Origin of the sequence: Duganella aquatilis, assembly GCF_009674565.1 — a bacterium.
Taxonomy (GTDB): domain Bacteria; phylum Pseudomonadota; class Gammaproteobacteria; order Burkholderiales; family Burkholderiaceae_D; genus Rugamonas; species Rugamonas aquatilis.
Window position 1 is genome coordinate 22,685 of sequence record NZ_WKJL01000001.1, and the last position, 12,498, is coordinate 35,182.

General features: G+C 63.7%; 11 protein-coding genes. 7 read left to right on the forward strand and 4 right to left on the reverse strand.

The annotated features are described in order from the left end of the window. Positions 1-29: 29 nt before the first annotated feature. Positions 30-806, forward strand: a complete 777-nt coding sequence (locus tag GJ698_RS00115; RefSeq protein WP_371865075.1) for an SDR family oxidoreductase — start codon at positions 30-32, stop codon at positions 804-806. A 9-nt stretch (positions 807-815) separates the two neighbouring features. Here the strand turns inward: GJ698_RS00115 and GJ698_RS00120 are convergent, their stop codons facing one another. Next, positions 816-1,376, reverse strand: coding sequence for a LuxR C-terminal-related transcriptional regulator (locus GJ698_RS00120; protein ID WP_154355574.1), 561 nt, complete (start codon positions 1,374-1,376; stop codon positions 816-818). A 122-nt stretch (positions 1,377-1,498) separates the two neighbouring features. On the opposite strand from GJ698_RS00120, the gene GJ698_RS00125 reads away from it, so the two are divergent. The 3 genes from GJ698_RS00125 (at position 1,499) to GJ698_RS00135 (ending at position 5,362) form a co-directional block, all read left to right on the forward strand. After that, a complete protein-coding gene (locus GJ698_RS00125; RefSeq protein WP_154355575.1) occupies positions 1,499-2,200 on the forward strand; it encodes a CoA transferase subunit A in 702 nt (233 codons plus the stop codon). An 18-nt stretch (positions 2,201-2,218) separates the two neighbouring features. Beyond that, positions 2,219-2,869, forward strand: a complete 651-nt coding sequence (locus tag GJ698_RS00130) for a CoA transferase subunit B (protein WP_154355576.1) — start codon at positions 2,219-2,221, stop codon at positions 2,867-2,869. 114 nt (positions 2,870-2,983) lie between these two features. After that, complete coding sequence (locus GJ698_RS00135) at positions 2,984-5,362, forward strand: DUF3857 domain-containing transglutaminase family protein (RefSeq protein ID WP_154355577.1); 2,379 nt, start codon at positions 2,984-2,986, stop codon at positions 5,360-5,362. Here the strand turns inward: GJ698_RS00135 and GJ698_RS00140 are convergent. From GJ698_RS00140 to GJ698_RS00150, 3 genes are all read right to left on the reverse strand, one after another. Continuing rightward, entirely contained in the window at positions 5,359-6,393 is a 1,035-nt protein-coding gene (locus GJ698_RS00140; protein ID WP_154355578.1) for an HAF repeat-containing protein, read from the reverse strand. The genes GJ698_RS00135 and GJ698_RS00140 overlap by 4 nt on opposite strands. Before the next feature lie 166 nt (positions 6,394-6,559). After that, the gene (locus GJ698_RS00145) at positions 6,560-7,861 is read right to left on the reverse strand and encodes a dicarboxylate/amino acid:cation symporter (RefSeq protein ID WP_371865076.1); all 1,302 of its coding nucleotides are present in this window, start codon (positions 7,859-7,861) and stop codon (positions 6,560-6,562) included. 187 nt (positions 7,862-8,048) lie between these two features. Then, on the reverse strand, positions 8,049-8,843 hold the full coding sequence (locus GJ698_RS00150; RefSeq protein WP_154355579.1) for a 3-hydroxybutyrate dehydrogenase: 795 nt from the start codon (positions 8,841-8,843) through the stop codon (positions 8,049-8,051). A 129-nt stretch (positions 8,844-8,972) separates the two neighbouring features. Here GJ698_RS00150 and GJ698_RS00155 point away from each other — a divergent pair, with 129 nt between their 5' ends. Genes GJ698_RS00155 through GJ698_RS00165 form a run of 3 tightly spaced genes read left to right on the forward strand, consistent with a single transcriptional unit; the run spans position 8,973 to position 12,476 of the window. Further along, positions 8,973-9,851, forward strand: a complete 879-nt coding sequence (locus tag GJ698_RS00155; RefSeq protein WP_154355580.1) for an alpha/beta fold hydrolase — start codon at positions 8,973-8,975, stop codon at positions 9,849-9,851. A 17-nt stretch (positions 9,852-9,868) separates the two neighbouring features. Next, positions 9,869-10,219 (forward strand): RidA family protein, encoded by a 351-nt coding sequence (locus tag GJ698_RS00160; RefSeq protein ID WP_154355581.1) that lies wholly within the window; start codon positions 9,869-9,871, stop codon positions 10,217-10,219. Between the two features lie 7 nt (positions 10,220-10,226). Beyond that, positions 10,227-12,476 carry a RelA/SpoT family protein gene (locus GJ698_RS00165; RefSeq protein ID WP_154355582.1) on the forward strand — a complete coding sequence of 750 codons (2,250 nt, stop codon included), beginning with the start codon at positions 10,227-10,229 and terminating at the stop codon, positions 12,474-12,476. The last annotated feature ends 22 nt before the right edge of the window (positions 12,477-12,498 follow it).

Genomic DNA, 12,498 nt, shown 5'->3' on the forward strand with positions numbered 1-12,498 from the left:
AGACATTCGCCAACCATAGAGGAGCAACCGTGGGCATAGAAGTTAACTTTGAGGGAAAAATTGCGCTGATCACCGGCGCCTCCAGCGGTCTGGGAGCCCGGTTTGCCAAAGTGCTGGCCCAGGCGGGGGCGCAGGTGGTGCTGGCTTCGCGCCGCACCGAGCGCCTGAAGGAGTTGCGCGCCGAGATCGAGGCCGACGGCGGCGCCGCCCACGTGGTCAGCCTGGACGTCACCGATTACGCCAGCATCAAGTCGGCCATCGCCCACGCCGAAACCGAGGCCGGCCCGATCGACATCCTGGTCAACAACTCGGGCGTGTCGACCACCCAGCGGCTGGTCGACGTGACGCCCGAGGACTACGCCTTCGTGATGGACACCAATCTGCGCGGCGGCTTTTTCGTGGCGCAGGAGACGGCCAAGCGCATGATCGCGCGCGCCAAGGGCGATCCGAGCAAGAAGCACCGCATCATCAATATCGCCTCGGTGGCCGGCCTGCGGGTGCTGCCGCAGATAGGCGTGTACTGCATGAGCAAGGCCGGCGTGGTGCAGATGACCAAGGCCATGGCGGTGGAGTGGGGCAAGTATGGCATCAACACCAACGCCATCTGCCCCGGCTATATTTCGACCGAGATCAACGAGGATTATTTCGCCAGCGAGCAGGGCCAGAGGCTGATCGACATGCTGCCACGCAAGCGTCCGGGCAAGCCGGAAGACCTGGACGGCCTGCTGTTGCTGCTGGCCGGCGAGGATTCCAACTTCATCAACGGCGCCATTATCTCGGCCGACGACGGCATGACGGCAACCTGACAGCCGTTATTAAAGCTGGACGCCGATCAGCTTGTGCACCAGCTCGGAGGACGTGGCGGCGGAGAATTTGCGCATCAGCTTGGCGCGGTGCATTTCCACCGTGCGCGGGCTGAGGTCGACCTGGCGGGCGATGGTCTTGCTGGTCTTGCCTTCGACCAGCAGGGCGGCGATTTCCCGCTCGCGCGGCGTCAGTTCGGCCGTGACCGGGCGCTTTTCGCTGACATCCTCGAAGGTCCAGATGCCGGGGCCCAGCGGTACGCTGGACTGCATGGCATGGCCGGTGACGTGACACCAGAACAGCTCGCCATCGGCGCGGCGCATGATGCGCTCGTCGGAATAGCGGCCCTTGGCGTTCATGATGGGGATGATGCGGTCGCCGGTGCGCAGGAATTCGTCCATGGTGGGATACAGCGCCAGAAAGGACAGGCCTTCGAGCTGCTGGCGCGTATAGCCGAACATGGCGGCCAGCGCCTCGTTGCAGGTCTGGATGGTGCGGTTTTCCGAGATGCACATGCCTACCGGCGCATGGAGGAAAATCGATTCGTAATCAATGATCGGCTGAGCGTGCATGGGTACAGGTAGTTCTACGGTATTGTGCTTTTAATGTGCGTATTCTATGCTGGATCGCCGCATCGCTAAGGTATTTAACAACGTTGGCAAGGCACACGCAACATAAATCATAAGGGACATATATGAACAAGATCTATCCGGACGCCGCTTCCGCCCTGGCAGGCGTGGTGCAGAACGGGCAAACCATTGCGGTCGGCGGCTTCGGCCTGTGCGGCATCCCGGAGGCGCTGATCGGTGCGCTGCGCGATTCCGGCGTCACCGGCCTGACGGCCATTTCCAACAACGCCGGCGTCGACGGCTTCGGCCTCGGCCAGTTGCTGGAAACCCGCCAGATCAAGAAAATGATCGCCTCCTACGTGGGTGAAAACAAGGAGTTCGCGCGCCAGTACCTGGCCGGCGAGCTGGAGCTGGAATTCACGCCGCAGGGCACGCTGGCCGAGAAGCTGCGCGCCGGCGGCGCCGGCATTCCAGCCTTCTTCACCAAGACCGGCGTCGGCACCATCGTCGCCGACGGCAAGGAAATCCGCGAGTTCGACGGCGAACAGTACGTGATGGAACGCAGCCTGGTGGCCGACGTGGCGCTGGTCAAGGCCTGGAAGGCCGACAAGGCCGGCAACCTGGTGTTCCGCAAGACCGCGCGCAACTTCAACCCGAACGCGGCCATGGCCGGCAAGGTCTGCATCGTCGAGGTCGAACAGCTGGTGGAAACCGGCGAGATCGATCCGGACCAGGTGCACCTGCCGAGCATCTATGTGAACCGCATCGTGGTCAACGCCACGCCGGAAAAACGCATCGAGCAGCGCACCGTACGCGCCGCCAACTAAAAGAATCGGAGATTTATTATGGCATGGACTCGTGATGAAATGGCCGCGCGCGCGGCCAAGGAACTGCAGGACGGTTTCTACGTCAACCTCGGCATCGGTTTGCCGACCCTGGTGGCTAACTATGTGCCGACCGGCATCGAAGTGTTCCTGCAGTCGGAAAACGGCCTGCTCGGCATCGGCCCGTTCCCGACCGAAGAGGAAATCGACGCCGACCTGATCAACGCCGGCAAGCAGACCGTGACGGCGCTGCCGGGTTCGGCCTACTTCAGCTCGGCCGATTCCTTCGGCATGATCCGCGGCGGCAAGATCAACCTGGCCATCCTCGGCGCCATGCAGGTGTCGGAACACGGCGACCTGGCCAACTGGATGATTCCGGGCAAAATGGTCAAGGGCATGGGCGGCGCGATGGACCTGGTGGCCGGCGTCAAGAAGGTGGTGGTGCTGATGGAGCACGTGGCCACCGCCAAGGACGGCTCGACCTCGCACAAGCTGCTGCCGAAATGCGACCTGCCGCTGACCGGCGTCGGCGTGGTGGACCTGGTCATCACCGACCTCGGTGTGCTGGAAGTGACGGACAGCGGCCTGAAAGTGACCGAACTGGCGCCCGGCGTCAGCAAGGACCAGATCCAGGCCGCCACCGGCGTCAAGCTGGACTTCTCGGCGCTGTAAACTTTAGCCGCGAACACAACGGCACGCTGCGGCGTGCCGTTTTTGTTTGCTTAACAGAAACTGTCGGTCTACACTGTTGATATATTTGCTACTTAATTTCTTAACGGGTCAGACATGCGTGGTGTGCTGTTGGTGCTGGGATGGATGTGGGCGTGCGCCGCTGGCGCGCAGGCATATAAAACCGGCGCGGCGCCGGCCTGGGTGCTGCCGGTGGCGGCCGAGGCGGCGGCCGATCCGGCATGGCAGCCGCAGCGCGGCAGCGTCGCCTATCTGCTGCGCGATACGCAGACCCGGGTCGATGCGCGCGGCAAGGTCACCTTCATGCACCTGGCTACCAAGGCGCTGGACGGCAGCGGGGTGGAGAAGGCCGCCAATCTCAGCATCAATTTCGATCCCACCTACCAGCGCCTGACCATTCACACGATTAACGTGATCCGCGACGGCAAGCTGATTCCGCGGCTGGCCGGCGCCCGCATCAAGCTGCTGCAGCGCGAGACGGAACTCGATTACCTGATCTACGACGGCAGCCAGACCGCCAGCGTGCTGCTGGACGATATCCGCATCGGCGACATCGTCGATTATTCGTTCAGCCTGGACGGCGCCAATCCGGTATTCAAGGGCAAGGTCTCCAGCCGCGTCGACATCGAATGGGCGGTGCCGATGGACCGTTCCTTCGTGCGCCTGCTGATGCCGCTCAACCGGCCGCTGCGCGTGCTTACCCACAACAGCAAGCTGCAGCCGGCGGTCAGCGAGGCCGACGGCTACCGCGATTACCGCTGGGACCAGCGCAAGATCGCCGCCGTCAAGGTCGACAAGAACGCGCCGGAGTGGTTCAACCCGTATGCCGCCGTGCAGTGGACCGAGTTTGCCGACTGGGCCTCGGTGGTCGGCTGGTCGCTGCCGCTGTACCAGCCGCCGGCCAAACTGGGGCCGGCGCTGCGCGCGGAGCTGGACCGCATCGCGCACGACAACGGCGACGCCGAGAGCCGCACGGCCGCCGTGCTGCGCCTGGTGCAGCGCGACGTCCGCTACATGGGCATCGAAGTCGGCCCCGGCTCGCATGCGCCCAGCGCGCCGGACCAGGTCTGGCTGCGCCGCTTCGGCGACTGCAAGGACAAGACATTGCTGACCGTCACCTTGCTGCGCGCGCTGGGCATCGACGCCGCGCCGGCGCTGGTCAACACTGAATTCACCAGGGATGTCGAACACTGGGCGCCAACGCCGCTGGCCTTCAATCACGTGCTGGTGCGCGTGCTGCTGGAAGGCAAGACCTACTGGCTCGATCCCACCCGCAGCATGCAGCAGGGCGACCTGGCGCACATGGCGCAGGCGGACTACGGCTATGCGCTGGTGCTGGACCCGGTCAGCACCGCGCTGACGCGCATGGAGCCGAGCGCCGGCAGCCTGAAGACGATCCGCGCCGTGTTCGATTCCACGGCCGGCGTCGGCAAGCCGGTCGACTACACCATCAACACCACGATGCGCGGCGAGCGCGCCGACAACCTGCGCCGCCAGCTGCGCTACAACCGTGCCGAGCTGGAGACGCAGTACCAGAATTTTTACGCCCGCAACTATGAAGGCACGCACAGCAACGGCGCGATGAAAATCGAGGACAACGAGGCCCGCAACGAGCTGACCACGATGGAGTCTTACCGTGTGCCCAGCTTCTGGGTCCGCAACGACAAGCGCGGCCGCGACGAGGCGCACGTGGAAGCGTCGGAGATCGAAGATCCGCTCAAGGCGCCCGAGGCCGTCGGCCGCAACGCGCCGCTGCGCCTGGACTTTCCGCGCGAGATTATCGAAGTGACCGAAGTGCGCCTGCCGGAGTCATGGAACATCAAGACCAGCGATACCAGGGTGAACAATCCGGCCTTCGCGTTTTCCTACAAGGTGGCCAAAGGCGCCGACGGCAAGAGCGTGCTCATCACTGCGCACTACAAGGCGCTGCGCGACCACATCGAGCCGGGCGACATGGGCAATTACGCGGCGAACCTGAAGCAGGCGCGCGACGCCATCGGCTACAACCTGTACAGCACACCGGATGCCTCGCTGGCGGCTGAGGAGGAAAAACCGGTGCGCGATCGCGGCTGGTTGCTGTCGATCGTGGTGGTGGCGCTGCTGGCGGCGCTGGTGATGCTGGCGCAGCGCATGCAGCGCGCGCCGCCGGCGCATGCCGAAGTCAACCGCCGGCTGCTGCTGGCGCTGGTGGTCATCAGCGGCTTCGCCACGCTGTGCTGGATGGCGCCGGCGCTGCCGAAAGTGCTGCCGGAGATCGCCATGGTGCTGGTGGCAGCGGTGACCGGCTATCTGCTGCGCACCGTGCCGCGGGTGCCGGCCACCCATATGGCTTATCCGCTGGCGCTGCGCCTGTACCGCGCGCGCGGCCATGCCGTACCGAAAGCGCTGCGCTACTTCCAGCGCCGCCTGCTGCCCTTGCTGGGCTGGTGCGCGGTCGGCGCCGCGCTGGCCAAGCTGCTGTCGCTGGCCGCCTAGACCGCCGAGCGCAGGGCGATGCCCCGGTAGCGGCGGCGGTACAGCATCAGCCCGGTCGCCACGATCAATACGACGGCGATGGCGCCCATGAAATCCTGGGCGCCGTGCGTGACCACCGCCGGCTGGCTGGACACCATGGTCGAGGCGGTGAATTTCTTGCCGACGTAGGTGGCGCCGATCACCAGTTCCTGGTTGTTGATGGCGTTCACCAGGTACAGGCCATAGCCGCCCGGATGCACGGTCATCTTGCCGTCGCGGTACACGAAGGAGCGGCGCTCGTCGCCGATGCGGATGCTGCCGACCACGTGGCCGGCCTGGTTGACGGCGGTGGCGAAGCTGTCGCCGTAGCCGATCAGCGCGCCGAGGTCGACCATGCGGCCCTTGTCCCACATGAACGCATGCCAGCGCCGGCCCGGCGTTTCCGATGCGCCGACCACCACATTGTTGTCGTTGACGGCGCTGGCGCTGCTGGAGCGGCCGCCCAGCGTGCCAAGATCCTGCATGGCGCCGCCCGGTTGCGTGAGGAAGGCATGACGGTAGCCGTCGGGCAGGGCGGCGGTGCCGACCACCGCGCCGTGGTTGTTGATGCCGGCCGCGTAGCTGATGCGTCCACCCAGCGTGCCGAGGTCGATCGGTTCGCCGTCGGCGTCGCTGACGAAGGCGCGGTAATAGCCGTCGCTGGTGTCGGCAAAGCCGGCCACCTGGCCCTTGTTGTTGATGGCTGCGCCGTAGCTGCTGTTGCCGCCCAGCGTGCCGATATCGCGCATGGCCTCGCCGTGGGGAACGACGAAAGCGCGCCAGTAGCCGGCGCCGTTCTGCGCGGTGCCCACCACGTCGCCGCTGGCATTGAGGCCGCGCGTGTAGCTGTCGCTGCCGCCCAGCGTGCCCAGTTCGATGGGGCGCCGGTCGTACAGGATGGCACGCTGGCGGCCGTCTTCTTCCTCGATGATGCCGGCCATCTGGCCGTGGGCGTTGATGTCGACGGCGATGCTGGCCTCCTTGCCGCGCGCGCCCAGTGTCAGTTCGTGCATGGTGTCTCCTGGTTTGTCATTACAACAATCTCAGCAACTCCCGTGCCATGCGGTGATGCGGCTGGCATTGCGCTCCAGTGTACAGAAATGGACAGTGGAAGTGTTCGTAAACGAACAAAAAGCGCCGGGCATTGCTGCGCGGCGCTTTGGGCGGAATCAGTCGGGCTTAGTGGCCTGGGACCGGCTCCAGCAGTTCAGGTTCCTTGACGGTCGAACCTGGATGGGCCAGTTCGGCTTTCAGCGTGTCGTGGTTCAGTTCTTTTTCCCAGTTCGACACCACCAGGGCCGCCACGCCGTTGCCGACGAAGTTGGTCAGCGCGCGGCATTCGCTCATGAAGCGGTCGATGCCCAGGATCAGCGCCATGCCGGCCACCGGAATATCCGGCACCACGTGCAGCGTTGCCGCCAGCGTGATGAAGCCGGCGCCGGTGATGCCCGACGCGCCTTTCGAGGTCAGCATCGCCACGCCCAGGATGGTCAGTTCCTGCAGCAGGGTCAGCTCGGTGTTGGTGGCTTGCGCAACGAACAGGGCGGCCATGGTCATGTAGATGTTGGTGCCGTCCAGGTTGAACGAGTAGCCGGTTGGAACCACCAGGCCCACCACCGATTTAGGGCAGCCCAGGCGTTCCAGCTTGACCATCAGCGAAGGCAGCGCCGATTCCGACGAGCTGGTGCCCAGCACGATCAGCAGTTCTTCCTTGATGTACAGGATGAAGCGGCCGATCGAGAAACCGGTCAGGCGCGCCACGGTGCCCAGCACCACGATCACGAAGATCGCGCAGGTGGCGTAGAAGCAGCCCATCAGGGTCGCCAGCGGCAGCAGCGATTTGATGCCGTATTTGCCGATGGTGAAGGCCATCGCGCCGAACGCGCCGATTGGAGCGACTTTCATGATGATGTTAACGACGCCGAAGATGGCGTGCGAGGCTTCGTCAATCAGCTTGACCAGCGGTTTGCCGCGCTCGCCCAGCAGCGAGATCGAGAAGCCGAACAGGATGGCGATCAGCAGCACTTGCAGGATGTCGCCCTTGGCGAAGGCATCAACCACCGTGTTCGGGATGATGTTCATCAGGAAGTCGGTGGTGGTCAGCGGATGCGCCTTGGAGGTGTACTGCTCGATCGACTTGGCGTCCAGCGTGGCGGCGGTGGCGTTGAAGCCGGCGCCTGGCTTGACGATATTGGCCACGAACAGGCCGATCACCAGCGCGAAGGTCGAGATCACTTCGAAGTACAGCAGGGCTTTGCCGCCGACGCGGCCGATTTTCTTAACGTCCTGCATGCCGGCGATGCCGGACACCACGGTGCAGAAGATCACCGGGGCAATGATCATTTTGATCAGCTTGATGAAGCCATCGCCGAAAGGCTTCATGGCAACGCCGCTGTCTGGATAGAAGGCGCCTAACAGGATACCGCAGGCAATGGCGAAAAGTACCTGTACGTACAGCACTTTATAGAATGGTTTTTTCACGGGGTCTCCTCGTGTGTTTCTGTAAGGAGTGCATGATGGCCCAGCGCGACAGATATCACTATTGTGGAAACCCGCAAATAGGCGCCAGTGATATCTGTCTTTGGTAAGGGATAGTACTTAGGAGGTTGCTTCAAAATGGCCGCAGCGAGGCGTCGCAACGAAGCTGTGGCCTTTTTTAAGCGACCTCCTATTGGGCGACCCAGCCGCCGTCCATATTCCATGCCACGCCACGCACCTGTTTGGCGGCGTCGGAGCACAGGAACACCGCCAGCGCGCCCAGCTCTTCCGGCGTGACGAACTCGCCCGACGGCTGTTTATCCGCCAGCAGCGCCTTTTTGGCCGCATCGTTGCTGATGCCATCCTTGGCCGCGCGGTCGTCCACCTGTTTCTGCACCAGCGGCGTCAGCACGAAGCCGGGGCAGATGGCGTTGACGGTCACGCCGGTGGCGGCGGTCTCCAGCGCATTGGCCTTGGTCAGGCCGATCAGGCCGTGCTTGGCCGCCACGTAAGCCGACTTGCCGGCCGAGGCCACCAGGCCATGGGTCGAGGCCAGGTTGATGATGCGGCCCCAGTTCTGCTCGCGCATGCGCGGCAGCACCAGGCGCGAGGTGTGGAAGGCCGAGGTCAGGTTGATGGCGATGATGGCGTCCCATTTCTCGACCGGGAAATCCTCGACATTGGCGACAAACTGGATGCCGGCGTTATTCACCAGCACATCGACGCCGCCGAACTTATCGCCGGCAAACTTGATCATGGCCTCGATTTCGGCCGGCTTGGTCATGTCGGCGTTGTGATAAGCGACCTGCACATCGAATTCCTTGGCCAGATCGGCCTGCAATTGGTCGATCTCCTTGGCGTCGCCGAAACCGTTGAGCAGCACATTGGCGCCCTCGGCCGCCAGCGAGCGTGCGATGCCCAGGCCGATGCCGGAAGTGGAGCCTGTAACCAATGCCGTTTTGCCGCTTAAAGTCTTGTTTGCCATACTGTCCTCGATAGGGTTGGTGGTTGAAGGCGCGCTGCGCTACACTTCGCTAAGATTTTAACCACAACGCGGTAAAATGGTGTTTCTCACCATATAAATAATAATTTAAAGGTCCCTGAAGGAATCCGCATGCTCGAAGCAAAAATAAAGTCTGTTCAATGCCTGTCGCTGGCCGGCCTGCATCGCATGTCCTATAAAGAGTGGGGCGATGAGACTAACCCTAACGTGCTGCTGTGCGTTCACGGCGTGACCCGCGTCGGCGACGACTTCGATTACATGGCGCGCGCGCTGGCCAGTGATTATCGCGTGATCTGCCCGGATATCGCCGGCCGCGGCCGCTCCGACTGGCTGAAGAATCCGCAGCTTTACGTCATCCCGCAATATGTCAGCGACATCGTAACCCTGCTGGCGCGCGTGCTGCCAGATGGCGAAAGGCAGAGCGTCGACTGGTTCGGCACCTCGATGGGCGGCCTGATCGGCATGGGCCTGGCCTCGCTGCCGGGCAATCCGATCCGCAAGCTGGTGCTCAACGACATCGGCCCGGTGCTTGCGCCGATGGCCCTGCAGCGCATCGGCGACTACGTCGGCCAGGACTTGCGCTTTGACAGCTTTGAGGCCGGCGCCAAGTTCGTGCGCGACGTCTCGCTGTCCTTCGGCGAGCACAGCGAGGAAGAATGGCTGAAGCTGGCGACCGATGTCTTGCGTCAGGACAAAGATGGCAAGTGGGTGCGCCATTACGATATGGGGCTGGCATTGCCGTTCCGTTCGGCCACGCCGGAATCGGCCGAAGCCGACCAGGCCATGCTGTGGGCCGCCTATGACGCCATCACCTGCCCGACGCTGCTGGTGCGCGGCGCCGATTCCGACCTGCTGTCGCCGGAAACGGCCAAGCTGATGACCGAGCGCGGTCCGAAAGCGCAACTGGTGGAAATTCCGAACGTCGGCCACGCGCCGACCTTCATCCACGACGATCAGATTCAAATAGCAAAGAAATTCCTGTTAGGCTAAGTTAGGTTAAACGTATTATGGAAATCAAACGACTGCATGTAGGCAAACGCCTGTCCGAAGTAGCGATCCACAACAGCACCGTCTACCTGGCGGGGCAGATCGCGGAAGACACCTCGGCCGACATCCAGGGCCAGACCCGCGAAGTGCTGGGGCATATCGACCGCCTGCTGGGCGAATCCGGCAGCGACAAGACCTGCATTCTCAGCTGCCAGATCTACATCCGCGACATGGCCGACTTCCCCGGCATGAACGAGGAGTGGGACGCCTGGGTGCCGCAAGGCCACACGCCGCCGCGCGCCACCGTCGAAGCCAAGCTGGCCGATCCGAAAGTGCTGGTCGAAATCATCGTCATCGCCGCACAGCGCTAGGAGCACCATGGTTTCCACCACTGCGCTTAACAGCGCCACGTCGGAGCAGCTGGTCCAGGGGCTGACGCCGGACGAAAGCGTCCGCATGCGGGCGGCGCTGGAATTCGCCGGCGCCGCCTACGGCGACAAGCTGTGCAGCAGCGGCCAGCCGGCGATCGACTTCGCGGTCGGCGTGGCCGGCACGCTGGCTTTTCTCAGCACCGACATCGAAACCCGCATCGCCGGCCTGCTGTTCGAACTGACCCTGCTCGACACCGAGCAGGCCGCCATCATCGAACCGCGCTTCGGCCAGGAGACCAATGAACTGGTGTCCGGCGTGCGCCAGCTGATCCGCCTGCGCGAACTGACGCAAAACCAGAACACCGGCGGCATCGGCCGTGGCCGCAACGCCGCGCAACAGGCGGTGGCGCAGGTTGAAACGCTGCGCAAGATGCTGCTGGCGATGGCGTCCGACATGCGCGTGGTGCTGGTGCGGCTGGCGTCGTGCGTCACCACGTTGCGCTATTTCGCCGACATCAAGCTATTCAACGACATGACCTGCGCCTACGGGCGCGAAACGCTGGACCTGTACGCACCGCTGGCCAACCGTCTCGGGATCTGGCAATTGAAGTGGGAACTGGAGGATCTGTCGTTCCGCTTCATCGAGCCGGAAACCTACAAGCGCATCGCCAAGATGCTGGAAGAAAAGCGCATGATGCGCGAAGGCTTCGTCACCAACGCGATTGCGCGGCTGCAATCGGAAATGGCGGCGGCCGGCATCCAGGCCGAAGTGTTCGGGCGACCCAAGCACATCTACTCCATCTGGAGCAAGATGAAGGGCAAGGAGCTGGACTTCACCGACCTGTACGACGTGCGCGCCTTCCGCGTGATCGTCGCCGATGTGAAAACCTGCTACACCGTGCTGGGCGTGGTGCACAACATCTGGACGCCGATCCCGAAAGAATTCGACGACTACATCTCGCGGCCGAAGCCGAACGGCTACCAGTCGCTGCACACGGTGGTGACGGCGGAAGACGGCCGGCCGCTGGAAGTGCAGATCCGCACCCAGGAAATGCACAGCTTCGCCGAATACGGCGTGGCGGCGCACTGGCGCTACAAGGAATCGGGCGGCTCGAATTTCTCGGGCCAGAAGTACGACGAGAAAATCGCCTGGCTGCGCCAGCTGCTGGCGTGGAAAACCGACGTCGCGGACGCCGTGGTCGGCCAGGAAGAACAGCAGCGCGAATGGGTGGAAAAACTCAAGGCCGCAGCCCTGGACGACCGCATCTTCGTGCTGACGCCGCAGGCGCGCGTGATCGAATTGCCGGTCGGCGCCACGCCGGTGGACTTTGCGTACCACCTGCACAGCGATGTGGGCCACCGCTGCCGCGGCGCGCGCGTGGACGGCGTCATGGTGCCGCTGAACACGCCGCTGAAAAATGGCCAGACGTGCGAAATCATCACCGCCAAGGGCGCGCCGGGCACGGCTGGCCCGTCGCGCGACTGGCTCAGCGACGAGTACACCGTTGCCACCCGCACGCGTTCCAAGATCCGCGCCTGGTTCCACGCCATCGACATGCAGGAAACGCTGTCGCACGGCCGCGCCATGGTCGAGAAAACGCTGCAGCGCGAAGGCAAGACGGCGGTCAATCTGGAAGCCTTGGCCAACAAGCTGGGCTTCGCCAAGGTGGACGACCTGTTCCTGTCGGTGGGCAAGGATGAATTCAGCCTGCGCCACATCGAGCAGGCGCTGCACGACAGCGGCGAACCGGCCGAACCGGTGGACGAAGTCTTCCTCGGCAAGAGCAAGGCGTCCAGCGTGGAGCAGGGCGCCAAGTCGGGCGTGCTGGTGGTCGGCACGGACGGCCTGATGACGCAGCTGGCCAAGTGCTGCAAGCCGGCGCCGCCGGACGGCATCGTCGGCTTCGTCACGCGCGGCAAGGGCGTATCGATCCACCGCGCCACATGCAAGAACTTCGCCGAGATGCGCGCCAAGGCGCCGGAGCGGGTGATTGTGACGGAGTGGGGGCGTGCCGGTTCGGACACCGTCTACCCGGTCGACATCTTCATCCTGGCAAACGACCGCCAGGGCCTGTTGCGCGATATCTCGGAGATCTTCTCGCGCGAGAAGATCAACGTTATCGGCGTCAACACGCAAAGCGCCAAAGGCTTTGCGCGCATGACCTTCACGGCCGAAATCGGCGCCACGGCGCAACTGCAGAAAGCCCTGAGCGCCATCACCGAAGTAAGCGGCGTCCAGGAAGCCCGCCGCGCCTGAATCCGGGGTCAGTTCTGCCAAT

What these genes read in the sequence shown, in the direction of transcription:
- GJ698_RS00135 (WP_154355577.1), top strand. Translation starts at nt 2,984, where the DNA reads ATGCGTGGTGTGCTGTTGGTGCTGGGATGGATGTGGGCGTGCGCCGCT.
- GJ698_RS00140 (WP_154355578.1), bottom strand. Translation starts at nt 6,393, where the DNA reads ATGCACGAACTGACACTGGGCGCGCGCGGCAAGGAGGCCAGCATCGCC.
- GJ698_RS00120 (WP_154355574.1), bottom strand. Translation starts at nt 1,376, where the DNA reads ATGCACGCTCAGCCGATCATTGATTACGAATCGATTTTCCTCCATGCG.
- GJ698_RS00125 (WP_154355575.1), top strand. Translation starts at nt 1,499, where the DNA reads ATGAACAAGATCTATCCGGACGCCGCTTCCGCCCTGGCAGGCGTGGTG.
- GJ698_RS00130 (WP_154355576.1), top strand. Translation starts at nt 2,219, where the DNA reads ATGGCATGGACTCGTGATGAAATGGCCGCGCGCGCGGCCAAGGAACTG.
- GJ698_RS00165 (WP_154355582.1), top strand. Translation starts at nt 10,227, where the DNA reads ATGGTTTCCACCACTGCGCTTAACAGCGCCACGTCGGAGCAGCTGGTC.
- GJ698_RS00155 (WP_154355580.1), top strand. Translation starts at nt 8,973, where the DNA reads ATGCTCGAAGCAAAAATAAAGTCTGTTCAATGCCTGTCGCTGGCCGGC.
- GJ698_RS00160 (WP_154355581.1), top strand. Translation starts at nt 9,869, where the DNA reads ATGGAAATCAAACGACTGCATGTAGGCAAACGCCTGTCCGAAGTAGCG.
- GJ698_RS00150 (WP_154355579.1), bottom strand. Translation starts at nt 8,843, where the DNA reads ATGGCAAACAAGACTTTAAGCGGCAAAACGGCATTGGTTACAGGCTCC.